Source organism: Ornithinimicrobium flavum (assembly GCF_004526345.1).
GTDB classification, from domain to species: Bacteria; Actinomycetota; Actinomycetes; order Actinomycetales; family Dermatophilaceae; genus Ornithinicoccus; species Ornithinicoccus flavus.
The window spans coordinates 565,274-591,048 of sequence record NZ_CP038213.1; the positions used below are offsets into that span (position 1 = coordinate 565,274).

General features: G+C 73.9%; 21 protein-coding genes and 1 pseudogene. 13 read left to right on the plus strand and 9 right to left on the minus strand.

Annotation, left to right across the window (positions count from 1 at the left end):
- Window positions 1-144 precede the first annotated feature (144 nt).
- Both E3Z34_RS02630 and E3Z34_RS02635 read right to left on the minus strand, forming a co-directional pair.
- A complete protein-coding gene (locus E3Z34_RS02630; protein WP_134772355.1) occupies window positions 145-1,314 on the minus strand; it encodes an NADH-quinone oxidoreductase subunit D in 1,170 nt (389 codons plus the stop codon).
- A 9-nt stretch (window positions 1,315-1,323) separates the two neighbouring features.
- The gene (locus tag E3Z34_RS02635) at window positions 1,324-2,310 is read right to left on the minus strand and encodes an SAM-dependent methyltransferase (RefSeq protein ID WP_238695313.1); all 987 of its coding nucleotides are present in this window, start codon (window positions 2,308-2,310) and stop codon (window positions 1,324-1,326) included.
- A 19-nt stretch (window positions 2,311-2,329) separates the two neighbouring features.
- On the opposite strand from E3Z34_RS02635, the gene E3Z34_RS02640 reads away from it, so the two are divergent.
- From E3Z34_RS02640 to E3Z34_RS02665, 6 genes are all read left to right on the plus strand, one after another.
- Window positions 2,330-3,433 carry a calcium/sodium antiporter gene (locus E3Z34_RS02640; protein WP_134772356.1) on the plus strand — a complete coding sequence of 368 codons (1,104 nt, stop codon included), beginning with the start codon at window positions 2,330-2,332 and terminating at the stop codon, window positions 3,431-3,433.
- Window positions 3,434-3,497: 64 nt separating this feature from the next.
- On the plus strand, window positions 3,498-4,733 hold the full coding sequence (locus E3Z34_RS02645; protein WP_238695437.1) for a bifunctional transcriptional activator/DNA repair enzyme AdaA: 1,236 nt from the start codon (window positions 3,498-3,500) through the stop codon (window positions 4,731-4,733).
- Window positions 4,734-5,070: 337 nt separating this feature from the next.
- Window positions 5,071-5,580: a methylated-DNA--[protein]-cysteine S-methyltransferase gene (locus E3Z34_RS02650; RefSeq protein ID WP_134772357.1), complete on the plus strand. Its 510-nt coding sequence runs from the start codon at window positions 5,071-5,073 to the stop codon at window positions 5,578-5,580.
- Window positions 5,581-5,703: 123 nt separating this feature from the next.
- A complete protein-coding gene (gene lysS / locus E3Z34_RS02655) occupies window positions 5,704-7,158 on the plus strand; it encodes a lysine--tRNA ligase (RefSeq protein WP_134774702.1) in 1,455 nt (484 codons plus the stop codon).
- The gene (locus E3Z34_RS02660; protein ID WP_134772358.1) at window positions 7,158-7,358 is read left to right on the plus strand and encodes a hypothetical protein; all 201 of its coding nucleotides are present in this window, start codon (window positions 7,158-7,160) and stop codon (window positions 7,356-7,358) included. Before lysS ends, E3Z34_RS02660 begins: the two co-directional genes overlap by 1 nt.
- Window positions 7,359-7,486: 128 nt before the next feature.
- A complete protein-coding gene (locus E3Z34_RS02665) occupies window positions 7,487-7,825 on the plus strand; it encodes a histone-like nucleoid-structuring protein Lsr2 (RefSeq protein ID WP_134772359.1) in 339 nt (112 codons plus the stop codon).
- A 79-nt stretch (window positions 7,826-7,904) separates the two neighbouring features.
- On the opposite strand, the gene ligD (E3Z34_RS18495) is transcribed toward E3Z34_RS02665, so the two are convergent.
- On the minus strand, window positions 7,905-8,450 hold the full coding sequence (gene ligD / locus E3Z34_RS18495) for a non-homologous end-joining DNA ligase LigD (RefSeq protein WP_238695314.1): 546 nt from the start codon (window positions 8,448-8,450) through the stop codon (window positions 7,905-7,907).
- Between the two features lie 11 nt (window positions 8,451-8,461).
- Window positions 8,462-9,733: a non-homologous end-joining DNA ligase LigD gene (gene ligD, locus E3Z34_RS02675; protein WP_238695315.1), complete on the minus strand. Its 1,272-nt coding sequence runs from the start codon at window positions 9,731-9,733 to the stop codon at window positions 8,462-8,464.
- A gap of 18 nt (window positions 9,734-9,751) precedes the next feature.
- Between ligD (E3Z34_RS02675) and ku the strand changes: the two genes are divergently transcribed.
- Window positions 9,752-10,798 carry a non-homologous end joining protein Ku gene (ku, locus tag E3Z34_RS02680; RefSeq protein ID WP_134772360.1) on the plus strand — a complete coding sequence of 349 codons (1,047 nt, stop codon included), beginning with the start codon at window positions 9,752-9,754 and terminating at the stop codon, window positions 10,796-10,798.
- Between the two features lie 25 nt (window positions 10,799-10,823).
- Here ku and E3Z34_RS02685 read toward each other — a convergent pair whose 3' ends face one another.
- Window positions 10,824-11,477 (minus strand): hypothetical protein, encoded by a 654-nt coding sequence (locus E3Z34_RS02685; RefSeq protein WP_134772361.1) that lies wholly within the window; start codon window positions 11,475-11,477, stop codon window positions 10,824-10,826.
- A 157-nt stretch (window positions 11,478-11,634) separates the two neighbouring features.
- On the opposite strand from E3Z34_RS02685, the gene E3Z34_RS02690 reads away from it, so the two are divergent.
- From E3Z34_RS02690 to E3Z34_RS02715, 6 genes are all read left to right on the plus strand, one after another.
- On the plus strand, window positions 11,635-14,160 hold the full coding sequence (locus E3Z34_RS02690; protein WP_134772362.1) for an ATP-dependent Clp protease ATP-binding subunit: 2,526 nt from the start codon (window positions 11,635-11,637) through the stop codon (window positions 14,158-14,160).
- Between the two features lie 102 nt (window positions 14,161-14,262).
- Complete coding sequence (locus E3Z34_RS02695) at window positions 14,263-15,318, plus strand: lipid II:glycine glycyltransferase FemX (protein ID WP_134772363.1); 1,056 nt, start codon at window positions 14,263-14,265, stop codon at window positions 15,316-15,318.
- 62 nt (window positions 15,319-15,380) lie between these two features.
- Window positions 15,381-17,900 carry an ATP-dependent helicase HrpB gene (gene hrpB, locus E3Z34_RS02700; RefSeq protein ID WP_238695316.1) on the plus strand — a complete coding sequence of 840 codons (2,520 nt, stop codon included), beginning with the start codon at window positions 15,381-15,383 and terminating at the stop codon, window positions 17,898-17,900.
- Window positions 17,901-17,950: 50 nt separating this feature from the next.
- Window positions 17,951-19,033 carry a lipid II:glycine glycyltransferase FemX gene (locus tag E3Z34_RS02705; RefSeq protein WP_134772364.1) on the plus strand — a complete coding sequence of 361 codons (1,083 nt, stop codon included), beginning with the start codon at window positions 17,951-17,953 and terminating at the stop codon, window positions 19,031-19,033.
- A 5-nt stretch (window positions 19,034-19,038) separates the two neighbouring features.
- The gene (locus E3Z34_RS02710) at window positions 19,039-20,208 is read left to right on the plus strand and encodes a DegT/DnrJ/EryC1/StrS family aminotransferase (RefSeq protein ID WP_158288589.1); all 1,170 of its coding nucleotides are present in this window, start codon (window positions 19,039-19,041) and stop codon (window positions 20,206-20,208) included.
- A 4-nt stretch (window positions 20,209-20,212) separates the two neighbouring features.
- Window positions 20,213-21,319, plus strand: a complete 1,107-nt coding sequence (locus E3Z34_RS02715; protein ID WP_134772366.1) for a lipid II:glycine glycyltransferase FemX — start codon at window positions 20,213-20,215, stop codon at window positions 21,317-21,319.
- 27 nt (window positions 21,320-21,346) lie between these two features.
- Here E3Z34_RS02715 and E3Z34_RS02720 read toward each other — a convergent pair whose 3' ends face one another.
- The 4 genes and pseudogenes from E3Z34_RS02720 to E3Z34_RS02735 all read right to left on the minus strand — a co-directional run bounded on the left by E3Z34_RS02720 (window position 21,347) and on the right by E3Z34_RS02735 (window position 25,748).
- On the minus strand, window positions 21,347-22,117 hold the full coding sequence (locus E3Z34_RS02720; RefSeq protein WP_238695317.1) for an HhH-GPD family protein: 771 nt from the start codon (window positions 22,115-22,117) through the stop codon (window positions 21,347-21,349).
- Window positions 22,118-22,219: 102 nt separating this feature from the next.
- Window positions 22,220-23,262: pseudogene (disA, locus tag E3Z34_RS02725) on the minus strand (DNA integrity scanning diadenylate cyclase DisA).
- Window positions 23,263-23,476: 214 nt separating this feature from the next.
- Window positions 23,477-24,898 carry a DNA repair protein RadA gene (gene radA, locus E3Z34_RS02730; RefSeq protein WP_134772367.1) on the minus strand — a complete coding sequence of 474 codons (1,422 nt, stop codon included), beginning with the start codon at window positions 24,896-24,898 and terminating at the stop codon, window positions 23,477-23,479.
- A 43-nt stretch (window positions 24,899-24,941) separates the two neighbouring features.
- Window positions 24,942-25,748 carry a DUF3109 family protein gene (locus E3Z34_RS02735; RefSeq protein ID WP_134772368.1) on the minus strand — a complete coding sequence of 269 codons (807 nt, stop codon included), beginning with the start codon at window positions 25,746-25,748 and terminating at the stop codon, window positions 24,942-24,944.
- Between the last annotated feature and the right edge of the window lie 27 nt (window positions 25,749-25,775).

Below are 25,775 nucleotides of genomic sequence, written 5' to 3' on the forward strand. Positions count from 1 at the left end.
CCGGGCCCGGAGCGCCCGAAAGAGGCATCTACTACATACCGTAGGGGGTATGGTGGATGTCATGAACACGCTCCTCATCCTGGGGGCGGGCACCGCTGGCACGATGGCCGCGCGCAGGTCATCTTCGTGTGAGGTCCCGGCAGGTCAGCGGTCGACGTCCCCGACGACGAAGAACATCGAGCCGAGGATCGCGACCATGTCCGCCACCACGGTCCCGGGCAGCATCCGGCCGAGCACCTGCACGTTGTTGAACGACGCCGAGCGCAGCTTGAGCCGGTGGGGCGCCTTCTCCCCCCGGCTGACCAGGTAGTAGCCGTTGAACCCCAGCGGGTTCTCCGTCGCCAGGTAGTGGCTGCCCTCGGGCACCTTGAGCACCTTCGGCAGCTTGGTGCTGACCGGGCCGTCGGGCAGCTCGCGCAGCCGCGCCGTGCAGGCCCGCGCGAGGTCCAGGCTCACCTCGATCTGCTCGGCCAGGACCTCCAGCCGGGCGTAGCAGTCGCCCGCCTCCCGGGTCACGACCCGGCCGGGCCCGCCCTCGGCGAAGAGCTCGGCATACGCCAGGTAGGGCTCGTCGCGCCGCAGGTCGACGTCCAGACCGCTCGCGCGGGCGATTGGGCCGGACACGCCGTAGGCGAGCACCTGCTCCAGCGGCAGGACGCCCACCCCGCGGGTGCGGGACTGCAGGATCTCGTTGCCGAGGGTGAGGCCCAGCAGGTCCGGCATCCGCCCGCGCACGGTCTCGACGGCGGCGTCGACCCGGTCCAGCCATCCCTGCGGCAGGTCGTGGAGCAGGCCGCCGATCCGGGTCGCCATGTAGTGCATGCGCCCGCCGGAGAACTCCTCCATCACCGCCTGCAGCTCCTCCCGCTCGCGGAAGGCGTGGAACATGGGGGTGATCGCGCCGAGCTCGTGCGGGTAGGAGCCGAGGAACATGAGGTGGTTGAGCACCCGGCCGAGCTCGCTGAGCAGGGTGCGCGTCCAGGTCGCCCGCTCGGGCACCTCGAGCCCGAGCAGGTGCTCGGCGGTCAGCGCGACGCCCACCTCGTTGTTGAAGGCCGACAGCCAGTCGTGCCGGTTCGCCAGCACCAGGATCTGCCGGTAGTCGCGGACCTCGAAGAGCTTCTCCGCACCCCGGTGCATGTAGCCGATGACCGGCTCGGCGGCGGTGATCCGCTCACCGTCGGCGGTGATCCGCAGGCGCAGGACCCCGTGGGTGGCCGGGTGCTGCGGCCCGATGTTGAGCACCATCTCGGTGGTCTGCAGACCACCCACCCCGGCGGCGCCCAGGGTGACGTCCAGCTCTCCGGCGCTCACGCCGCCACCCTATGCGTCCGGACGCACGAGGGCCACGACCCACCAGAAGTCGCCGGGTCCGCCCCGGGCGGTGAGGGCGGCCAGGGCGCCGCGCCGGGCCAGGGCGGCCAGGTATGCGGCCGGTTCGAGCCGCGCGAGCTCGTGCGGCACCGGTGCCGCCGGGGGCGGGTCCGGGAGCAGGTCGATCAGGGCCTCCCGCTGGAGCAGGAGCCGGCAGGCGTCCGTCCCGCCGCGCGGGGTGCCCGCGCCCAGAGAGTCGACGGCGACGTGCGCGGTGAGGTCGCAGGACCCGTCGGGGACGGCCGGCACCTCACGACCGCCGCGGAAGCCGGTCAGGGTCCCGTGCCGAGGGCGGTCGGTCAGCGTGTGGCCGTAGTCGACCGCGAGGACGACCCCGGAGCGCACCCGGGACACGAGGTCGGCGAACGCCAGGTCGCGCGTCCGCCCGATCTCCGCCCGCTCGACCTCCTCCGGCAGCCAGGTCCGCGCCCACCCCAGGTCCGCGCCGACCAGCGGTGGTCCGGCCGTCTCGCGTCCCCGGTGGTCCACCCTCACGGTGCGCCACACCCCCTGCCCGTCCCGGGTCGCGACCGGGCACGGGACGACGTCCAGCCACTCGTGGGCGAGCACCAGCGTGTCCTCGAGGTCGTGCAGGTCGTGGGGGAGGGAACCGCCGCCCGGGGCGACCAGCCACTCGTGGACGTCCAGGTCGGGGGGAGCGGGCACGACGTCGACACCGGTCAGCCGGAGGGCCGGGTCGAGGTCCCGCACGTGGCGGAGGAACTCACCCCGTCCGCAGCCGACGTCGACCAGGCGGGTGCACCCGTGCCGGCGGGCGAGGGCCACCACGGCCTGCGCGAGCACCTCACCACCGCCGGGGACCCCCTGGGCCGAGGTGGCGAAGTGGGACGCCGGGGCGTGCAGGCGGTAGAAGCCCTCCTGGCCGTAGAGCGCGTCGCGCCAGGCGCGCTCCCAGGTCTGCACTCGTCCGTCCACGGCACTAGGGTGCATCACCGTGGAGCTCCTCGACGTCGGCCGGATCGTGCTCGGTGTCATCCTCCTGGTCGGCGGCGGAGAGCTGCTGGTGCGCGGGGCGTCGTCCCTGGCCGTCCGGGCGGGGATGTCGTCGCTGGTCGTGGGACTCACCGTCGTCGCGGCCGCGACCTCGGCCCCTGAGCTCGCGGTGACCACGGGGGCGGTCCTGGACGGCGAGACGGCCCTGGCGATCGGCAACGTCGTGGGGTCCAACATCGCCAACGTCCTGCTCATCCTGGGGATCTCTGCCCTCGCAGCCCCGCTGGTGGTGAGGAGGGTGCTCGTCCGTATGGACGTCCCCGTCCTGGTCGGGCTGTCCCTGCTCACCCTGGTGCTGGCCCTCGACGGCGAGATCGGCCGGGGGGACGGGGTGGTGCTGCTGGTGCTGCTCGTCGCCCACGCGGCGGTGGCGATCGTCGTGAGCCGACGGGACCCGATCGTGGCGGGGGAGCAGCCTGCTGCCGAGGACTCCTCCGGGCCAGGTGTCCTCGTCTCGGTCGCTCTGGTCGTCATCGGCGTCGGGCTGCTGGTCCTGGGTGCTCGCGTCCTGGTTGCAGGTGCGGTGAGCATCGCGACCGGGCTGGGGGTGAGCGGGCTCGTCGTCGGGCTGACCGTCGTGGCCGTCGGCACCTCCCTGCCCGAGCTCGCGACCTCGGTCATCGCCACGATCCGCGGCGAGCGCGACCTCGCCGTCGGCAACATCGTCGGGAGCTGCATCTTCAACCTCGGGATGGTGCTGGGTCTTCCGGCGCTCCTCGCCCCCGGCGGGCTGGCCGTCCCCGCGGCGGCCGTCGCGCTGGACCTGCCGCTCATGATCGCCACCGCCGTGGCGCTGGCGCCGGTCGTCTTCACCGGCTACCGGGTGGGTCGGCGCGAGGGCGGTCTCTTCCTGCTCCTCTACGCCGCCTACGTGGGCTACGTCGTGCTGGACGCCACGAGCCACGACGCCCTCGAGGGCTTCACCACCATCATGGTGATCTTCGTGCTGCCGCTGGTCGTCCTGGCGCTCGTCGGTGCCGTGGCCTACGACCTGGGCCGCCGCAAGGAGCGGCGGCTGGCTGCCCGGGCGCAGCCCTCCGACTGAGATCGACGTCGTTTTCCTGCTAGACCCCCGACCCTGAGCGGCGCAGGATGGGACCGTGACCCCGATGCACCTCGACCCCGACCGTTGCGTCGCCGCCGTGCGCAGCAAGGACGCACGGTTCGACGGCTGGTTCGTCACCGGGGTGGTCTCGACCGGCATCTACTGCCGCCCCAGCTGTCCGGCCATCACCCCCAAGGTCCGCAACATGCGCTTCTACCCCAGCGCCGCGGCCGCCCAGGGTGAGGGGTTCCGTGCCTGCCGGCGGTGCCGGCCCGACGCCACCCCCGGCTCGCCGGAGTGGGGGGCGCGCAGCGACCTGGTCGCCCGCGCCGTGCGGCTCGTCGCCGACGGCGTCGTCGACCGGGAAGGGGTCGTGGGGCTGTCCCGGCGGCTCGGCTACTCCGTCCGTCAGGTGGAGCGTCTGGTCCGGGCCGAGCTGGGGGCGGGTCCGCTGGCGCTGGCCCGGGCGCAGCGTGCGCAGGCGGCCCGGCTGCTCGTGGAGCGCACCGACCTGCCGATGGCGCAGGTGGCCCACGCCGCGGGCTTCGCGAGCATCAGGTCCTTCAACGACACGTTCTCCCGGGTCTACGCCGCCACGCCGACCGAGCTCCGCGCGTCCGTGACGGGCCGGGGGAGCAGCACGACGTCGGGTGCCCGGCCCGGGGTCGCCGGTGGCGCACGGTCCGGCGCGCCGACGTCGCTGAGCCTGCGCCTGCCCTTCCGCGGCCCGCTGCACACGGCCAGCCTCTTCGGCCACCTCGCCGCCACCGCGGTCCCGGGGGTGGAGGCGTGGACGGGTGACGCGCTCGAGCGCCACCTCGCGCTGCCGGGTGGCCCTGCCGTGGCGGTGCTCCGGCCCCCGGCTGCGGGCGCGCGGCACGTCGAGCTCACGCTGCGGCTGGCCGAGGTGGCGGACCTGGCCGCGGCCATCGCACGGGTCCGTCGCATGCTGGACCTCGACGCCGACCCCGAGGCGGTGGACCGTCACCTGTCCGGCGACGCCACGCTCGCCCCGCTCGTGGCGACCGCCCCCGGCGTCCGCCTGCCCGGCGGCCCCGACCCGGCCGAGATGGCCCTGCGGGTGGTCCTCGGCCAGCAGGTCTCGACGGCTGCGGCCGCCACCCAGGCGGGGCGTCTGGTGCGTGCCGTCGGCCGGCCGCTGCCGGAGGTCTTCGGGCCGGGCCGGTTCTGCTTCCCGACCCCGGACGCGGTCCCGGCGCCGCGACGACCAGCTCCCCGGTATGCCGGCGAGCCGGCGACGCACGCTGCGCACCGTCGCCGCGGCCCTGGCCGACGGTGAGCTCGACCTGGGGCCCGGTGCGGACCGCGACCGGGCGCGGGCCCAGCTGCTCGCCCTCCCCGGGGTGGGGCCCTGGAGCACCGAGATGGTCCTGCTCCGGGGTCTGGGCGATCCCGACGCCTTCCCCGGGACGACCTGGGCATCCGCGCCGTGGCCCGGACCGTCGGCCTGCCGGACGCGCCCGTGCCGCTGCAGGACCGCGCGGCGTCGTGGCGACCCTGGCGCGGGTACGCCACCGCCCTGCTCTGGGCGTCCTCGACCCACGCGGCCGCACGCCTGCCGCAGACCTCGCGCCCGAGGGGCGACCTCCACCCCGCCCATCCCGAAGGAGCACCCCATGACCTCCGTCCCTCCCCACCTGCGCGTTGACAGCCCCATGGGGCTGCTGCGCCTGACCACCGACGGCGAGCACCTCACGGGCGTCTGGTTCGAGGACCACCGGCACGGTCCGGGCGACGTCGGGCCGGCCGCCGGTCCAGGGCAGGTCCCGGCCGTGCTGGAGTCGGCGGCGCACCAGCTGGGTGAGTACTTCGCGGGCGAGCGCACCGTCTTCGAGCTGCCGGTGGCGACCCGGGGCACCGCCTTCCAGGAGCGGGTCTGGGCGGCGCTGCGGACGATCCCGTACGGGCGCACCTGGTCCTACCGCCAGCTCGCCGACGCCGTGGGGAGCCCCGGCGCGGCCCGGGCGGTGGGGCTGGCCAACGGCCGCAACCCCGTGTCGATCGTCGTGCCGTGCCACCGGGTGGTGGGGGCTGACGGGTCGATCACCGGCTACGGCGGAGGAGTCGCCCGCAAGCAGCTGCTGCTCGACCTGGAGGCCGGTGCCGACGCCCGTCAGCTCTTCTGAGCCCCGACCGGCGGACGACGGTCGCGGTGGCGCGTGTCCGACAGGGTGGTCCCGGCGACTACCCTGGAAGGTGTGAGCCACCCCCCTGCCGACGCCCTTCCCGAGACCGACCTGCCCGAGCAGATGAAGGTCCGGCGCGCCAAGCGGCAGGCGATGCTGGACGCCGGGGTGGAGCCCTACCCGGTCGAGGTGCCGGTCACCCACGGCCTGGCCGAGGTGCGCGAGCGCTGGGGTCACCTCGAGACCGGGGAGGAGACCCAGGACGTCGTCGCCGTCGCCGGGCGGCTGGTCTTCGTGCGCAACACCGGCAAGCTCTGCTTCGCGACGCTCCAGGCCGGGGACGGCACCCGGCTGCAGGCGATGCTCTCCCTGGCCGAGGTCGGGGAGGAGTCCCTGGCCCGGTGGAAGGCCTGGGTGGACCTGGGCGACCACGTCCTCGTGCGCGGCCGGGTCGTCTCCTCGCGCCGCGGCGAGCTCTCCGTCATGGCGCAGGAGTGGACCATGGCGGCCAAGGCGCTGCGACCGCTGCCCGTCCTGCACAAGGAGCTCTCCGAGGAGCAGCGGGTCCGGCAGCGCTACGTCGACCTCATCGTCCGCGAGGAGGCCCGGCAGATGGTGCGCGACCGGGCCGCCGCCACCCGGGCGGTGCGCCGGGTGCTCGAGGACGACGGCTTCGTCGAGGTGGAGACCCCCACCCTGCAGCTGGTCCACGGTGGCGCCAACGCCCGTCCCTTCCGCACCCATCTCAACGCCTTCGACCTGCCCATGACCATGCGGATCGCCCTCGAGCTGCATCTCAAGCGGGCCGTCGTCGGCGGGATCGAGAGGGTCTACGAGATCGGGCGGATCTTTCGCAACGAGGGCATCGACTCGACCCATTCCCCGGAATTCACCATGCTCGAGGCCTACCAGGCCTACGGGGACCAGCGCACCGTCGCCGATCTGACCCGCCGTCTCATTCTCGCTGCGGCTGACGCCGTCGGCCGGGGGCGCCAGGTCGCGACCCCTTCCGGGACGGTCGACCTGGACGCGGAGTGGGCCTGGCTGTCGTTCTACGACGGCCTTTCCCGGGCGATGGGGAAAGAGGTCTCGCTGGAGACGTCCCGCGCCGACCTCATCGCCATGGCGCAGGCGCACGACGTGCCGGTCAAGGACGGATGGGGTGCGGACAGGATCGCCCTGGAGATCTTCGGTGACGTCGTGGAGCCGACCCTGGTCCAGCCCACCTTCGTCTGCGACTACCCCGCCCTCGCCCAGCCCCTGGCGCGGCCCCACCGGACCGTCCCGGGTCTCATCGAGGCCTGGGACCTCATCATCGCCGGGGTGGAGCGGGCCACGGGCTTCACCGAGCTCGTCGACCCCGAGGTCCAGCGGGCCAGGCTCACCGAGCAGTCCCTGCTGGCGGCCGGCGGGGACGTCGAGGCGATGCAGCTGGACGAGGACTTCCTGCGGGCCCTCGAGTACGCCTCGCCGCCCATGGGTGGCCTCGGCATGGGGCTGGACCGCGTGCTCATGCTGCTGACCGGCTCAGGGATCCGTGAGACCATTCTGTTTCCCTTCCTCAAGCCGGAGGCGTGATGTCCGAGGTTCTCCACGAAGGCTGGATGATCCTGGCGGCCCTGCTGCCCTCGATCGGTCTTCTCTACCTGTTCTTCGTCATCATCAAGCACATGGTCGAAGGCGACCGTCGTGAGCGCGCCGCCCAGCGCGAGCTCGACAGGCAGGAGGCCGCCCGCGCCGATTCCCCCGGGCCCGCCGGAGAAGGCTTTTCGGCGTAGGTCTGCAGGATGATTTCCGGCCGGCGGCCGATTAATGTCGGACGCCGTTTGGCAGTGTCGGGCCGGAAGGGGATACTCTTTTCTCGTACGTCAGCAGAGCATGATGAGAGCCAATGATGGGAGAAAAGATGGCACAGCGCGTGCAGGTCATTCTGGTGGATGACGTGAACGGTGGTGAAGCGTCCGAGACGGTCGAGTTCGCCCTGGACGGCGTCAGCTACGAGATCGACCTCAACGACGAGAACGCCGCCAAGCTGCGTGAGGACCTGGCTCCCTGGATCGGCCAGGCCCGCCGGTCCGGCGGCCGTCGTTCGTCGCGTCGCCGCACCTCCGGCTCGGCGTCGGGCTCCGCCCGCGGCGAGGACCTGACCAAGATCCGCGAGTGGGGCCGGGAGAACGGCTACAAAGTGAGCTCGCGCGGACGCGTCTCGCAGGAGCTGCAGGACGCCTACGCCGCCGCGCACTGAGCGCGAGCGCGAGCACGGCACGACCGGGCCGGCCTCCCCTTTCGTGGGGACGCCGGCCCTGGCGTCGCCCGGCCCCCGGTCACACCTCGTCGATCGTGGACTGCGTGAGCCGCAGGTCCCCGGAGGCCGCGGCCTCCACCTGCGCCCACCCTCGGGGACGGGCGACCTGAGGGCGGTCCCGCCCGCGCAGGGACCACGGGCAGATCGTGGTCTTGGCGGCGTTGTTCTGGCTCCAGTCGAGGAAGATCTTCCCCGGGCGGAGCGCCTTGGCCATCCTGGCGGTGACTAGGTCGGGGTGCTCCTCCGCCAGCTGCTCGGCCAGGGCCTTGGCGACGGCGCTCACCTCCTCGGAGGTGCGCGTGCCCTCCAGCGGGGCGTAGAGCTGCATACCCTTGGACCCGCTGGTCACCGCACGGGCGCGCAACCCGGCGGCCTCGAGCCGGTCCCGCACCAGCACGGCCACCCGCGAGCACTCGGCGAGCCCGGTGCCCGGCCCCGGGTCGAGGTCGATCACCATCCGGTCCGGCGGCTGAGGCTCTCCCGCCTCGTCGACCTGCCACTGCGGCACGTGCAGCTCCAGGCTGCCGAGGTTGACGAGATAGACCAGCGCCGCCACGTCGGGCACCAGGGGGAAGGTCAGCGTGTCCCGTCCGCGCGAGGAGCCGGGGTGGGCACCGTCACCCGCGGCAGCCAGTCGGGTGCGCCAGAGGGCAGGTTCTTCTCGAAGAAGTGCCCCTTCTCGACCCCCTCGGGCCACCGGATCCTGGTCACCGGCCGCCCCTGCAGCTCGGGGAGGATCTGCTCGGCATGGGTGACGTAGTAGGTGATCACCTCACCCTTTGTGCGGGTGGACGGGTAGAGCACCTTGTCCAGGTTGCTCACCCGCAGGGTGCGTCCTGCCACTCGGACGCTCTGGCTGCTCACTGCGCCTCCAGCAGGTCGGCCGCGGCCAGGTCGGCCCGGGTCCCCTGGTAGGAAGGCTGCCGCAGCCTGCTGTCCCCCGGGGTGAGTCCCAGAGGCGGAGGCCACGTCGATGACGACCTCCGGCGCCACCCAGACCGAGCCCCTGGCCTCGGCATGGGGGATGGGGTCGACGAACGGGTATGTGGTGCCCGGCAGCGCGGCCAGCCGCTCGAGCAGGGTGGCCCCGGCGCGCCCGGCCAGCCCGCTGCCCACCCGGCCGAGGTACGCCAGGCGCAGGTGCCCCGCTGCGTCCCTCCGCGGTCGACCGTGGCCGTCGTCGACCGGCACGCCGACGTGCACGGCCCCGAGCCGGGAGGCCGTGCCCGTCTGCGGCCTCCAGCCTCCGACCACGACGCTCATCCGGTCCCGGTGGGGGAACTTCAGCCAGTGGGGGCTGCGCTCGCCCGGGAGGTAGGGCGCCGACCGCCGCTTGCTCAGCACCCCCTCCAGGCCCTGCTCGTGGGTCACGGCGAGCAGCTGGGCCCCGTCCTCGAACACCGGGGAGAGCTGGGTGTGGGGCAGGTCCTGGACCAGGTCCTCCAGCGCGCCGCGACGAGCGCTCCACGGGAGCGGGGTGAGGTCGAGACCGTCCAGCCGCAGGAGGTCGAAGACCAGGTACGTGACCGGGCGGGCGGCTGCCACCCGGCGGGCCGCCGCCTCGGTGGTGAGGTGCACCCGGTCCACGACGTGCGAGAAGGACGGGCGACCGTCCAGCAGGGCCACCGCCTCCCCGTCCAGGAGCAGGTCGGGGGCGAGGTCGGCCAGGCCGGCGAGCTCGGGGAAGGCCACGGCCACGTCCCGCTGCCCGCGCGTGAGCAGCCGCAGCCGGCCGTCCCGCACGTCCGCGAGCAGCCGCACGCCGTCCCACTTGATCTCGTGCACCCACCCCTCACCAGAGGGTGGACCCACGCTCGGGTCGCCGGGAGTGGCGAGCATGGGGCGCATGGGTCCATCCTGGGGGGTGTGAGAGCGATCTGGAAGGGTGCCGTCTCGTTCGGGCTGGTCAATGTGCCCGTGCGGCTCTACTCCGCCACCGAGAACCACGACCTGAGCTTCCACCAGGTCCGGCGTTCGGACGGCAGCCGCATCCGCTACAAGCGGGTCGCGCAGGCTGACGGCGAGGAGGTCGAGTACAAGGACATCGCCAAGGCCTACCAGACCGAGGACGGCAAGACGGTCATCCTCACCGACGAGGACCTGGCGAGCCTGCCCAGCCGCAGCAGCAAGGAGATCACCGTCGAGAAGTTCGTCCCGATCGACCAGATCGACCCGATCCTCTACGACAAGGCCTACTACATCGAGCCCGACGCGATGGGCGCCAAGGCGTACGGCCTGCTGCGGGAGGCCCTGCGGGAGTCCGAGCGGGTCGCGGTGGTCACGGTGTCGGTCCGGACCCGGATGACCATGGCCGTCCTGCGCGTCCTCGGTGACGCGATCGTGCTGCAGACGCTGCTCTGGCCCGACGAGGTGCGCGACGCCGGGCGGCTCGACCACCTCGACGAGGTCAGCGAGCCGAAGCAGGCGGAGGTGGGCATGGCCCGGATGCTTGTGGAGTCGATGGCCGGCGACTTCGAGCCCGAGGGGCACGTCGACGACTACAAGGAGGCCGTCGAGGCGCTGGTCGCGAGCAAGATCGAGGGCGGCGACGTCACCGAGAGCCCGGACGCCGTCGACGACGACGCCGACTCCGGCGAGGTGGTCGACCTGCTGGCCGCCCTGCAGCGCTCGGTCGAGCGGGCCAAGCAGGGCCGCGGCGGCGGCACCGCGGAGGAGGCCGACGGCCGGTCGGACGACTCCGACGACTCCGACGATGGCAGCGAGGACGAGGCCGCCGCCAGGAAGACCACGGCCACGAAGACCACCGCCAGGAAGACCACGGCCACGAAGGCCGCCGCCAAGAAGACCACGACCAAGAGGACCACCGCCAAGAAGACGGCTGCCAATGACACGGCCAAGCGCACCGGGACCGGCAGCACCACCCGGAGGTCGGCCCCCAAAAAGGCGGGCTGACCGGCCGGAGCGGCAGGGCCGAGCGTCAGGGGGCGGTCGTGGCGGCGGCGTTCTCGGCCGCCTGCTGGGCCGCCATCTTCGGGCTGCACCCGACGGCCTGGTCCAGGCTGCGCGCGACCGTCCCCGCCACCACCACGAGGTCGCGCTGCAGGTCCTCCTCGCCCTCGGCCAGGGCCTCCACCACGAGGGAGTAGGGCTCGTAGCCCTGCGAGCCCTCGCTGTCGGGGACCCGGCACATGGTCAGGGTGGTGACCTTGCGCGGGCCGAGGTAGGCCTCGCCCAGGTAGTCGGGACCGCCCTCGGCGATGCCGGCCTCCTGGGCGGCCAGGCGGTCCTGGGCAGGCAGCTCCTCACCCCGGTCGATCACCAGGCGCAGGAGCGGCTGGTCCCCGTCACGGCCCTCGCAGGCCCAGGTGGTCCGGTCGTCCTGCACGGTGACCTGGACCGGCTCGGTCCAGTCGGCCCCGGTGACGGCCCGCTGGACGCTGGGGCTGATGTAGCGGCACAGGAAGCCGTTGGCGGCCGGTGGCTCCTCGACGCCCACCACCGCGGTGACGTCAGCGTCGTCCGCCGCGGGCTGGCTGGGCGAGGGGCCGGCCGGGGCCGGCCCCGAGGTGCACCCCGACAGCAGGAGGGCGGACACGGCCAGGGACGGCAGGAGCGAGGAGCGGGTGCGCATGGGCGGACATGGTAGAGGCCGCGGCTGGGGCGGCCGTGTCGTTGCGCCGGGGGCGAACACCAGGCCGGTGCGGAACATCGGCGGTGGACGACGGCGTTGAGCGGAGCAGACGCACCGTAGAGTGAGGTTGCAGGAGCTATCGGCGAAGGAGACCGACATGTTCGAACGGTTCACCGACCGCGCACGACGGGTGGTGGTGCTCGCGCAGGAGGAGGCGCGGATGCTCAACCACAACTACATCGGCACCGAGCACCTGCTGCTGGGGCTGATCCACGAGGGTGAGGGCGTCGCCGCCAAGGCGCTGGAGTCCCTCGACATCTCGTTGGACGCGGTCCGCCAGCAGGTGCAGGAGATCATCGGCCAGGGGCAGCAGAGCCCGACGGGGCACATCCCGTTCACCCCGCGCGCCAAGAAGGTCCTGGAGCTCTCGCTGCGCGAGGGTCTGCAGCTGGGCCATAACTACATCGGCACCGAGCACCTGCTCCTGGGCCTGATCCGGGAGGGCGAGGGCGTCGCGGCCCAGGTCCTGGTCAAGCTCGGCGCGGACCTCAACCGGGTCCGCCAGCAGGTCATCCAGCTGCTCTCGGGCTACCAGGGCAAGGAGACGGCCGCGGCCGGCGTCGGACCGTCCGGCGGAGCGGAGGGCCAGCAGGCCGGCTCGCTGGTCCTGGACCAGTTCGGCCGCAACCTGACCCAGGCCGCCCGCGAGGGCAAGCTCGACCCGGTCATCGGGCGCGAGCAGGAGATCGAGCGGGTCATGCAGATCCTGTCCCGCCGCACCAAGAACAACCCGGTCCTCATCGGTGAGCCCGGTGTCGGCAAGACGGCGGTCGTCGAGGGTCTGGCCCAGGCGGTCGTGCGCGGTGACGTGCCCGAGACGCTGAAGGACAAGCAGCTCTACACCCTGGACCTCGGCGCGCTCGTCGCGGGCAGCCGCTACCGCGGTGACTTCGAGGAGCGGCTCAAGAAGGTCCTCAAGGAGATCCGCACCCGCGGCGACATCATCCTGTTCATCGACGAGATCCACACCCTCGTCGGTGCCGGTGCGGCCGAGGGCGCCATCGACGCCGCGAGCATCCTGAAGCCGATGCTCGCCCGGGGTGAGCTGCAGACCATCGGCGCCACCACCCTGGACGAGTACCGCAAGCACATCGAGAAGGACGCCGCGCTGGAGCGTCGCTTCCAGCCGATCCAGGTCGCCGAGCCCACGCTCAAGCACGCGATCGAGATCCTCAAGGGCCTGCGCGACCGCTACGAGGCGCACCACCGGGTGACCATCACCGACCAGGCGCTCGTGGCCGCCGCCTCCATGGCCGACCGCTACATCAACGACCGTTTCCTGCCGGACAAGGCGATCGACCTCATCGACGAGGCGGGCGCGCGACTGCGCATCCGCCGCATGACCGCTCCGCCGGACCTGCGCGAGTTCGACGAGAAGATCGCGCACGCCCGTCGGGAGAAGGAGTCCGCGATCGACGCGCAGGACTTCGAGAAGGCCGCGCGGCTGCGGGACGAGGAGCACAAGCTCACCCAGGCGCGCAGCGAGCGGGAGAAGGAGTGGAAGAACGGCGACATGGACGTCGTCGCCGAGGTGGACGAGGAACTGATCGCCGAGGTGCTCGCCGCGGCGACCGGCATCCCGGTCTTCAAGCTGACCGAGGAGGAGTCCAGCCGCCTGCTCCACATGGAGGACGAGCTGCACAAGCGGATCATCGGCATGGACGACGCGATCACCGCGCTGTCCCAGGCCATCCGCCGGACCCGCGCCGGCCTGAAGGACCCCCGCCGCCCGGGAGGCTCCTTCATCTTCGCCGGCCCCACCGGGGTCGGCAAGACCGAGCTCGCCAAGGCCCTGGCCGAGTTCCTCTTCGGGGACGAGGACAGCCTCATCACCCTGGACATGTCCGAGTACTCCGAGAAGCACACGGTCTCCCGGATGTTCGGCTCGCCCCCCGGGTACGTCGGCTACGAGGAGGGCGGGCAGCTCACCGAGAAGGTCCGGCGCAAGCCGTTCTCCGTCGTGCTCTTCGACGAGGTGGAGAAGGCCCACCCCGACATCTTCAACAGCCTGCTGCAGATCCTGGAGGACGGTCGCCTGACCGACAGCCAGGGCCGGGTCGTGGACTTCAAGAACACCGTCATCATCATGACGACCAACCTGGGCACCCGCGACATCGCCAAGGGCGTCTCGCTCGGCTTCTCCGCCGGGCCGGACACCCAGAGCAGCTACGAGCGGATGAAGAACAAGGTCACCGACGAGCTCAAGCAACACTTCCGGCCCGAGTTCCTCAACCGCGTCGACGACACCATCGTCTTCCCGCAGCTGACCCAGGATGAGATCGTGCAGATCGTCGACCTCATGGCGGCGCGGCTCGACGAGCGGCTCAAGGACAAGGACATGGCGCTGGAGCTCACCCCCGCCGCCAAGGAGCTGCTCGCCAAGCGCGGCTACGACCCGGTCCTGGGCGCCCGTCCGCTGCGCCGGGCGATCCAGCGCGAGATCGAGGACCAGCTGTCGGAGAAGATCCTCTTCGGCGAGATCGGCCCTGGTCAGATCGTCGTGGTCGACGTCGAGGACCCGGTCGGCGAGGGCCGCAGCCGCGACAAGGTCTTCACCTTCGCCGGCCAGGAGAAGCCGTCCGCGGTGCCGGACACCCTGCCCGTGGAGGAGCAGGCGGGCTGACCGTCCGCGTCGCGGGTCACCGACCCGACCGAGCAGTCCCCGGAGGGGCCGTGGCACCTGGTGCCACGGCCCCTCCGGCCACGTGCGGCATACCCTGACCCGGTGACCCTGCGCGAGGCGACCCCGACCGAGCTGGCCGCCTGGGACGACCTCGTCTGGGCCAACCCCGGGGGTCCGGACCTGTACCAGCTGGACAGCTACGCCCGCTTCAAGGCCCCCGCCTGGCGGGCGCGGCGGCTCGTCCACGAGCACGAGGGGCTGCCGCCGGTCCACGCCCTCTACCTCGTGCGGCGCCTCCCACCCTTCGGCGAGCTCTGGTACTGCCCCATGGGTCCCCGGGTCCCGGACGCCGACCACGCCCGGCGCTGCGTGGAGGACCTGCGGACGGGGGAGGTCGGCCGGCCCTTCCTCGTCGTGCTCGAGCCGTCGGTCCCGGCGACCGGTCCGCAGGACCGGGAGCGTCTCATCGCCTCGATCCCGGGTATGCGGTCCGTCCCGGACCTGCAGCAGGGCCAGCACACCGTGGTCGTCGACCTCCGACCCTCCGAGGAGGAGATCCTGGCGGGCTTCCGGCAGCGGGCGCGCCGGCACCTGCGCAAGACGGCCGAGGCGGTCGTGGAGCACCGCACCGACGCCGAGGCCTTCGCGATCATGTGGGACCTGTTCTCGCACACGATGGAGCGGGCGGGGGTCGACTTCCGGAGCCGGGAGTACCACCAGGGCATCTGGCGGGACTACATCGACGCCGGGATGGGGCACTTCGTGCTGGCCCGTCCCCGCCCGGGCGGGGAGGTCGAGGCGGGCGCCTTCGTCGTGCACCACCGGGAGCTGGGCTACTACAAGGACGGGGGGTCCCTGCGCACCCAGGACTCCAACGGGCTGCAGTACCGCGTCCAGTGGGAGGCGATGCGCTGGTGCCGGGAGCGCGGCGTCACCGACTACGACATGTACAGCACGCCGCCCAGCTGGCTCGCGGACGACCCGGGTCACAAGGCGCACCCGCTGGTGCAGTTCAAGACCGCCTTCGCCCCGATCGTGGACCACGTGGGCACGATGCAGCTGGTGCTCAGGCCGCGGGTCGTCCGCGCCTGGGACCTGGTCGGCATGCCGGTCCACCGCCGGCTGGCCGAGCGCACACCGGCCGGGATGTTCTTCTGAGCGGCGCGGGCGCCGCGGGGTTCGACCTGGTCCGGATCGGTCGGGGCCTGCCCTTCGCGGAGGTGCTGCCGGAGCTGCGGTCAGGGCTGTCGAGCCGCGGGGCCGTGGTCGTGCAGGCGCGTCCCGGCGCGGGCAAGACCACGCTCGTGCCGCCGGCGGTGGCAGGCTCCCTGGCCGCGCGGGGACCGGGCCCGCGTCGGGTCGTGGTGACGGGGCCCCGGCGCGTCCTGGTGCAGGCGGCCGCGCGCCGCCTGGCCGCCCTCACCGGCACCGAGGTGGGCGGGCTGGTGGGCAGCACCGTCCGGGGCGACTCACGGGTGGGGCCGGCCACGGTCGTGGAGTTCGTCACGGCAGGGGTCCTCCTCCGGCGCCTGCTGCGCGACCCCGAGCTCGCCGGGACCGGAGCGGTCGTCCTGGACGAGGTGCACGAGCGCGGCCTGGACACCGACCTGCTCGTGGGGATGCTCGCGGAGGTCAGGATGCTGCGGCCGGACCTGCTGCTCGTCGCGATGTCGGCGACCCTCGACGTGCCGGCTCTGGCGAGCGCCCTGGGCGACGCGGACGCTCCGGCGCCGGTGCTGGACCACAGCTCCGCCCAGCACCGGCTCGACGTCGTCTGGGCCCCGCCGGGCGGTCCGCGCACCGACGCCAGGGGCGTCACCGACGCCCTGCTGGACCACGTGGCGCGCACCACGGCCGAGCACCATACGAGGGCCCTCGCCGTCGACCCCGACGTTGACGCCCTGGTCTTCCTCCCCGGGGTCCGCGAGGTGGACGGGGTGGTCGACCGCCTGACCCGGCTCGTCCCGGGCCGGAGGGTGCTCGCGCTGCACGGTCGCCTCGGGCCGGGGGAGCAGGACCTCGCCGTCGGCGGCCGCGAGCCCGGCGGCGCCCCGCGGGTGGTGGTGTCGACGGCGCTGGCAGAGTCCTCGCTGACGGTGCCCGGCGTCCGCCTCGTCGTCGACGCCGGACTGTCCCGCGAGCCGCGGCAGGACCTGCGTCGGGACATGAGCGGGCTGGTCACCGTCCAGGCGTCCCGGGCGGCGATGACCCAGCGGGCCGGACGGGCGGCCCGGCTGGGCCCCGGCACCGTCGTGCGCTGCCTCGACGAGACCACCTTCGCCCTCGCGCCCGAGCACGCCACCCCCGAGATCGCCACCGCAGACCTCGCGGGAGCCCTGCTCACCCTGGCGGCGTGGGGCTCACCCCGGGGCGAGGGTATGCCGTTGCTCACCGCGCCCCCGGCGGGCGCCGTGCAGGCCGGCGAGGACCGGCTGCGCGAGCTCGGCCTGGTCGGACCGGACGGCCGGGTCACCGACCTGGGCGCGAGGGCGGCGGACGTGCCGGCGGACCCCCGGGAGGCCCGCGCCCTGCTCGTCGGGACCCCCGTGGTCGGCGCGCGGGCGGCCGCCGAGGTCGTCGCCGCGCTGGCCGGCGACCACCGTCGCCCCGACGCGGACCTGGGGGCGCTCGTCGCGGCCCTGCGCTCGGGGCACGCACCCGGTGTGGCGCGGTGGCGTGCGGAGGTGGCCCGGCTGGAACGCCTGGCCCGTCGGTCCGTGCCCGCGGGCGACCCGCCCCGGGGCGTCGTCCCGGACGGCGAGGTCGTCGGCCTGGTCACCGCGCTGGCCCATCCCTCGCGGGTCGCCCGCCGGTCCGGCGGCACCTGGCTGCTGGCCTCGGGGACGCGGGCCGCCCTGGCGGCCGGCAGCCCGGTGGCGAGCTCGGAGTGGGTCGCGGTCGCCGACGTCACCCGGTCCGGCGGCCGCGACGCCGCCGGCACCGGGGCCGTCATCCGCCTGGCCGCACCCCTGGGCCCGGCCTCCCTGGAGCTGGCGGCCGGCCCCCTGCTCGGGCGGGAGGTGCGGGTGAGCCTCCGGGGCGGCAGGGTGACGGCGCGGGAGGTGGAGAGCGTCGGGGCGATCGAGGTCACCTCCACCCCGGTCCGGCCCACCCCCGAGGACGGGGCCCGGGCCGTGGCGGCCGCCCTCGCACGCGACGGGGTGGGTCTGCTGACCTGGTCCGCGACCGCCACCGGCCTGCGCCGCCGCCTGGCGCTGCTGCACCGCACCCTCGGGGCTCCCTGGCCGGACGTGTCGGACGAGGCGCTGGCCGCCCGCGCCGAGGAGTGGCTCGGGCCCGAGCTGCGCCGGCTGGCCGCGGGCACCCCCGTCGACCGCCTCGAGCTGGCGGAGCCGCTGCGCAGGCTCCTGCCGTGGCCGGAGGCCGCGCGGCTCGACGAGCTGGTCCCCGAGCGGCTGCCCGTTCCCAGCGGGTCCAGGGTCGCCCTGGACTACCCGCCGCACGACGACCGTGACGCCCGGCCCGTCCTCGCGGTCAAGCTGCAGGAGTGCTTCGGGCTGGCCGAGACCCCGACCCTGGTCGACGGGCGGGTGCCGGTGCTCCTCCACCTGTTGAGCCCGGCACGCCGCCCGCTCGCCGTCACCGACGACCTCCGTTCCTTCTGGTCCGGCCCCTACGCCCAGGTGCGGGCCGAGATGCGCGGCCGCTATCCCAGGCACCCGTGGCCCGAGGACCCCTGGACGGCCCCCGCCACCGCCCGGACCTCCCGGCGCCGCTGAGCCCGGAACGTGAGCGCTCCCGCCCCGAGCCGGTGGCTAGACTCGCCCGCGTGAATCCCATCGTCGTCCGCCAGCTCGCCCCGACCGACCGGGAGGTCTACGAGACGGTCCTGGCCGGGCTGGCCGGTTCCCCCCACCTGACCTTCTTCCACTCCTGGGAGTGGGGCGAGGTGATGGCCGAGCGCACCCACCTGCTGGAGCGGGTGGCGCTGGAGCAGGACGGCGCGGTGGTGGCCGTGGCCCAGGTGGGGCTGCACCGGGACAAGGGGGTGGCGTACTGGTACTCGCCCCGCGGGCTGGCCCTGGACTATGCCGACCCCGGGCTGGTGACGGCCGCGCACGCGGCCCTGCGCGACCACTTCCGGGGACGGGAGGGCGCGGCCCTGCTGCGCGTGGACCCCAACGTGGTCCAGGGCGACCCGGCCGAGGCCGCGATCGACGCCGTGGGCGCCAAGCGGGCTGCCATCTTCACCCAGGTCGAGCGCTGCTGGATGGCCGAGGTCCGCCCCACCGAGGAGGAGCAGATCGCCTGGCTGAAGGACCACGGGCTCAAGGGCAACACCCGGCGGTTGTTCAACAAGGCGGGCAAGGCCGGCGTCACCGTCCGGGCCAGCGACGACCCGGCCGACCTGGAGATCCTCATCGCGATGCTGCGGGAGATGGACCAGCGCAAGGGCGGCATCGGCATGCACACCGACGACCACTACCGCGTGCAGTTCGCCCACCTCGCCCCGGCCGGTCATCAGAAGGTGTTCCTGGCCGAGATGGAGGGGCGGGTGGGTGCCGCGTCCCTCATGGCGCTCTACGGGACCGAGGCCAGCTTCCTGCACGGGGCCAGCTCGGCCGACGAGGACTTCCGCAAGCTCTCGCCGAGCTATCTCATGCACCTGCGCACCATGGGGTGGCTCGCCGAGCACCGCCCGGAGATCACCCGCTACAACTTCTGGGGCATCGTCAGCGACGAGAACCGCCACCCCGGGCACCCCCGGCACGGCTACTCCGAGTTCAAGCGCAGCTTCGGCGGCTACAAGGTGGAGTACGTCCGGGCGCGCGACCTGGTCTACCGGCCCCTGCACCGCTCCGGGCTCTACTACCTGGACGCGGCCCGCACCCGCCTCCACCGGAACGACTGACGCGCGTGAGCGCCGCCACGCACGACCGTCTCTCGGCCGACGTCCGGGCCCGGCTCGCCGCCTCGACCGGCACCGACGCCACCGACTGGCACCTGCTGTCCAAGGGACGGCACGCCCTGGAGCTCGTGCTGGCGCAGCTGGAGCCGGGGGAGGTGCTGACCCAGCCCTTCACCTGCCTCACCGCGGTCGCCCCCGTCATCACCGCCGGGCACGTCCCGACCTACGCCGACATCGACCGCGCCACCCTGGCCATGGACCCACGCGGTGTCGGCCGGGCGGTCACCGGACGCACCAGGGCCGTCATCGGACAGCACACGTTCGGTGCGGCCGCTCCTCTGGACCGGGTGCGCGCCGCGCTCGACGAGGACGTGGTGCTCGTGGAGGACGCGGCCCACTGCCTGGGGGAGATGGCCGTCGACGCCTCCGGCCGCCCGGTCGCCGACGTGTCGGTGCACAGCTTCGGGGTCGAGAAGATGCTCCCCACCCGTGCCGGCGCCGCCCTGTGGGTGGACCCGTCCGCCGCCGGCCGCCCGTGGCACACCCGGCTGATGCACGCCCTCGCCGGGCTGCCGGGCACCGGCCTGCGGGGCGCGGTGTCCGAGGTGCTCTCCCCGACGGCCCTGCGGGCGGGCCGACGGCTGGGAGGGCCCGCCGCCCGGCTCGTGGACCGGGCCGCCGCCGCGGGCCTGGTCGACAAGGCGATCATGCCCTCCGAGCTCTCCGGCATGGTGGCCGGGGAGCCGGCGGCCCTCACCGGTCGGTCCCTGGCGGCCGTCGCGCGGGAGCTGCCCGACCTGGCGGCCTCCCGGCGCCACCGGCGCCGGATCGCTTCGATCTACCGGGAGGGTCTGGCCGGGCTGGCCGACGTCACCCGCCCCGCGGTCCTGGACGAGGAGGGCCGCTCCCTCGTGCGCTACCCCCTGCTGCTGGCCGACGCCGCGCAGGCGGAGGCGACCTTCGACGCGCTCGCGGCCCGCGGGCTCGTGCCCGGGCGGTGGTACCGACCCCTGCTGTTCCCCGGTCCGACCGACCCCGCGCCGTTCGCCCACGCCCCCGGATCGTGCCCGGTGGCGGAGGACGCCAGCGCGCGGATCCTCAACCTGCAGACCGCCCCCTTCGTCACCGAGGAGGCGGCCCGGGCTGCCGTCGACGTCGTCCGCTCCCAGGTAGGTTGACCCGGTGCCTGTCCTCGACCTGTCCGACCCGGTCGCCGTCGACCGTTACGCCGCCTTCGTCCGGGCCCACCCGCTGCGGGCGCTGAGCCAGGACCCCCGGTGGGGGATCGTCAAGGACGACTGGGGCCAGGAGGCCGTCTACGTCGAGCGGGACGGGCAGATCGTCGCCGCGATGTCGCTGCTGGTCCGCCGGCTCCCCGGCGGCTTCTCCGTGCTCTACGCACCGCGCGGGCCGCTGGTCGACTGGGACGACCACGACCTGGTCCTGGAGATCCTGGAGCAGGCCGCCCCGCTCGTGCGCAAGCACCGGGCCGTCATGACCAAGTTCGACCCCGAGGTGACCTGGTCGACCGAGCTCGACGCCTGGCTCCGGGCGCAGCCCGGCTGGGTGGTCAAGAACGTCGGTGCCGACAAGGACGACCTGGTGCAGCCGCGCTACTGCATGATCGTCTCCCTCCGGGACGAGGAGGGCAGGCCCCTCGACGAGGAGACGCTCCTGGCCAAGTACGACGGCAAGGCGCGCAACCGGGTCCGGGCGGGCCGGAGGAGGGGGGTGCGCACGGTGGTCGCCGACACCGAGGAGGGTCTGTCCACCTTCCACGACATCTACACCTTCATGGCCCGGCGCAACGAGATCACCGCGCGCGGCCTGCCCTACTTCCACCGGATGCGGGAGGCCTTCGGGGAGCGGATGCGGGTGGTGCACGCCGTCCACGAGGACGACGTGCTAGCCGCGTCGGTGACGATCGACTACCACGGCAAGCTCTACTACCTCTACGCCGGCTCCAACGACACCAAGCGCAACCTGAGCCCGAACCAGGTGATGAACCACGACCTCATGGTGTGGGGCCTGTCCACGGGTGCGGAGAGCTACGACATGGGCGGGGTCTTCGCGCTCGACGAGTCCGACGGTCTCTACCTGTTCAAGCGGGCCTTCTGCAAGGCCGACGGCGGCGCCACCGAGTTCATCGGCGAGGTCGACGTCGTCCACCGCCGGGCGGTCTACGCCGTGCTCCAGCGTCTCGTGCCGCGGGTGCAGCGGGCCCGACGCGCAGCCGCGGCCACCGTCTCCCAGGCACGCAAGACGATCGCCGCCCGGCGAGCCTCCTGAGGGCACGGACCCCTCCCGCCCCGCGGCTCAGGCGGGGAGCCGGAAGCGGTCGTCATCCAGGGGCTCGACCAGGCCGTCGGAGACGAGCGCGTCCAGGCAGCGCTCACGCTGGAGCGCGTCCGGCCAGCAGGCGCGCAGGCGGGTCCCGGGGACGGGGCCGGGAGACTCGCGCAGGGTCTGCAGCAGCCGTCCGCGGCACTGCCGGTCGGTGCCCTCCCAGGCCTGCCCGCGTCGCGGCGGTCCGTCGTAGGGCGGGGAGCCGGCCAGGCGCCACGCGCACACGTCGGCGACGGGGCACGCCAAGCGGGGTGAGCGGGCCGTGCAGACCAGCGCCCCGAGCTCCATGACCGCGACGCTCCAGGTCGCGGCCTCTCGGCCGTCCCCGGGCAGCAGTGCCGTGGCCAGCGCCGTCTCGTCGCGGGTGAGCGCGGGCGCGGGCAGCGCGGCGCCCCGCACCAGCCGCGCCTGCACCCGCCGGACGTTGGTGTCGACGACGGTGGCCCGGTGGCCGAAGGCGAAGGCGGCGACCGCGGCGGCCGTGTAGTCACCGATCCCCGGGAGCGTGCGCAGGGCGGTCTCGTCCGCGGGCACCTCGCCCCCGTGCCGGTCCCGGAGCGAGGTCGCGGCCGCGTGCAGACGCAACGCCCGCCGGGGGTAGCCCAGCCGTCCCCACTCCCGCACCGCCTCGCCCGCCGGGGCCGCGGCGAGGTCCTCGGGGGCGGGCCACAGGGTCATCCAGCGCTCCCAGACGGGCAGCACCCGCGCCACCGGCGTCTGCTGCAGCATGACCTCGGACACCAGGACCCCCCAGGGGGAGCACCCGGCGGTGCGCCAGGGCAGGTCGCGCGGCGGGACGCGGCATACCACTGCCCGAGGCGGCGGTGCAGGGTGCGCCGCCGGTCAGGTGTAGCGCTCAAGGATGGAGCTCTCGGCCAGCCGGGACAGGCCCTCGCGCACGGCTCGGGCCCGGGTCTCCCCGACGCCCTCGACCTGCATCAGGTCCTCGAGGCCGCGGACAGCAGGGCCTGGAAGCTCCCGAAGTGGTCCACGAGCCGGTCCACGATGACGCCGGGCAGACGGGGTATGCGGTGCAGCAGCCGGTAGCCCAGGGGGCTCAGCTGCTGGTGGTCCATCCCGTCGCCGACCACGTGGATGCCCAGGGCGCGCGCCACGGCGGCCAGGTCGAGCAGCTCGATCGAGTCGAGCACCGCCAGGTTGAGCAGCACGTCCGCGGGTGCGGGCGCGCCGTCCTCGGGGGGGGTGTAGTCCCGGATGACCAGCTCCCGCTCGGCCGCGACCCCGCCGGTCAGCTCCTCGAGCTGCAGCCCGATGAGCCGGCCGTCGGTGCCGAGCGCGAGCAGGTAGTGGTCGATCTCGTCGCTGATGCGGCGCACCATCTCCAGCCGCTGCAGCACGGTGACCAGGTCACGGACCGTCACCAGGTCCTCGATCTCCAGGGCCGACAGGGTGGCCGCGACCTCGTCGAGGCGGGCGCGGTAGCGCTCGAGGGTGCGCAGGGCCTGGTTGGCCTGGGCCAGGATCTGGGTGCGGTCCTCCAGGACGTGGCGCAGGTCGCCGACGTAGATGGCGATCATCGACATCGACTGGCTGACCGAGATGACGGGGAAGCCGGTCTGCTTGGCGACCCGCTCGGCGGTGCGGTGCCGGGTGCCGCTCTCGCGGGTCTCGATCGAGCGGTCGGGCACCAGCTGCACGGCGGCGCGCAGGATGCGAGTGCCGTCCCGGGACAGGACCACCCCGCCGTCCATCTTCGTCAGCTCCCGCAGCCGGCTGGCCGAGAACTCCACGTCCAGGTCGAAACCCCCGGTGCTGATGGAGTCGACCACCCGGTCGCTGCCCAGCACGACCAGCGCGCCGGTGCGGCCGCGCAGGATGCGCTCCAGCCCGTCGCGCAGCTCGGTGCCCGGGGCGACGGCCGCCATGGTCGCCCGCAGCACGTCTTCGTCGGAGCGCTCAGCCACGCCTGTGCCCCTTCCCCGCAGATCCGCCTCACCCTGCCCGGGGAGGGACCCGGCGGGTGCGGGCCGTCCGACGTCCCGCTCGGGCACAGGATACGGGTGGGCTGCGGCGTTCTTGTCCTCCTGCGGGACAGTCGTTACCCATTCTTGACCGGGGGCCCCGGCCCGGTGGCGGGCCTCAGCCTGCGGGGTGGAGCCGGGCGCGGGCGGTCGCCGGCAGGCGGGCGGCCGCGGACTCGGCCGCCGCGACGACCAGACCCACGGCGTCGGCGAGCGTCGGGACCTCGTGGACGCGCATGCCGGTCGGAGGCCCGCCCTCGCTGAGCGAGCCCGCGGGGACGACCGCCTCGGTGAAGCCGATCCGGGCCGCCTCGGTGAGCCGGCGCGGGAGCCCGGTGACCGGCCGCAGGTCGCCCGACAGCCCGACCTCCCCCACGGCGATGGTGCTCACCGGGAGGGCGAGGTCGGCCTTGGCGCTGGTGAGGGCCAGGGCCAGGGCCAGGTCGACCGCGGGCTCGGACAGCCGGACGCCACCGACGGTGGAGGCGTAGCAGTCGTTGCGGGCCAACGGCACCCCGCCCCGCTGGGACAGGACGGCGAGCACCATGGCCAGGCGGGCCGAGTCGAGACCGCTCGTGGTGCGGCGGGGGCTGCCGACCTCCTCGCCGCCCACCAGCGCCTGCACCTCCGCCACCAGGGGCCGGCGCCCCTCGAGGGTGACGGTGACGCAGGTCCCCGGCACGGGCCGGTCGCGGCTGGTGAGGAAGAGGCCGCTGGGGTCGGCCAGCCCGGTGATCCCCGCGTCGCCCAGGTCGAAGCACCCGACCTCGTCCGTGGGGCCGAAGCGGTTCTTCACCGCACGCACCAGCCGCAGCCGGGAGTGCCGCTCGCCCTCGAAGCCGACCACGACGTCCACCAGGTGCTCGAGCAGGCGTGGCCCGGCGATGGCGCCGTCCTTGGTGACGTGCCCGATGAGGATGGTCGCCGTCCCGCGCGACTTGGCGGCCTGGATCAGCGCCGCCGCGACCTCCCGCACCTGGCTGACGTTGCCCGGCGACCCCTCCACCTCGGCGCTCGCGACCGTCTGCACCGAGTCGACGACGAGCAGGGTGGGGGCGATCCGCTCGAGCTGGCCGAGGATCGTCGCGAGGTCGGTCTCGGCCGCGAGGAAGAGCTGGTCGGCGACGGCGCCGATGCGCTCGGCCCGGAGCTTGACCTGGGCCGCCGACTCCTCGCCGGAGACGTAGAGCACCTGCAGCCCCGACCGGGCGGCCCGGGCGGCGACGTCCAGGGCCAGGGTGGACTTGCCGATGCCCGGCTCGCCGGCCATGAGGACCACGGCGCCGGGGACGAGGCCGCCTCCCAGGACGCGGTCGAACTCCTCGACCCCGGTCGGGCGGGCCCGGGCCTGCTGGGCGTCCACCTCGGCGATCGGCACGGCGGGGCGGACCGGGGGCACGGCGTTGGTCCGGACCGCCGACGCGGCCCCCACCTCCGCGACCGTGCCCCAGGCCTGGCACTCGCCGCACCGGCCGACCCACTTCGCGGTCTGCCACCCGCACTCGCCGCACCGGTATGCCGGACCTCTCGCCTTCGCCACACGCCCCAGGGTAGGTGGCGGGTCCGACAGGCCCGTGCCGTCCTCACCGGGGGCGCGGGCTCCCACCCTGGGCGGCCCGCGTCGCCGGGTGCACGTGCAGCGGCAGGAGCGGGCGACCACCGGGCCCGCCCAGGGCCTCGACCGCGGCCAGGTGCACCTCGCAGGCGCGCGCCAGCTCCGCGTAGGCCGCCGGGCCGAGCAACTCCACCAGCTCGGCGCGCAGGGAGACGAACACCGGCTCGGACCCGGTGTGCGCCTCCGGGGCGTTCGTGCAGTACCAGTCCAGGTCGTGCCCGCCCGGGCCCCAGCCCCGCCGGTCGTACTCCCCGACCGAGATCTCCAGGTGGGAGGTGCCGTCGGCGCTGCTCACCTCCCGGTACTCCCGCCGCAGCGGCAGCTGCCAGCACACGTCCGGCTTGGTCGTCAGCGGCTCCAGCCCGCGGTCGACCGCGTGCCGGTGCAGGGCGCAGCCGGGTCCGCCGGGGAAGTCCCCGCGGTTCAGCAGCACGCAGGCGCCGTCGACCACGCGCGTGCTGGTGGAGCCGTCCTCGTCCGTGACCCACCACCCCTCGGTCCGGCCGGTGCCGCGCAGCTGCCACTCGTCGGCCCCGAGCGACTCCACCACCGCCGTCACCCGGGCCAGGTCGTCCGCGTCGGTGAAGTGCGCCCCGAGGGTGCAGCACCCCGCGTCCGGCGCCCCGGCGTCGATCCCCGGGCACCGGCCCTCGGCGTAGAGACAGTGCCACCTCGAGGTGAGCCAGGTCAGGTCGGCCCGGACCCGCTGGGCCGGCTCGTCGGGGTCCTGGATCTCGGCCCACAGGCCCGGACGGTCCAACGGGGTCTGCGTCACCGGCCCAGCGTAGGTGGGATACTGGAA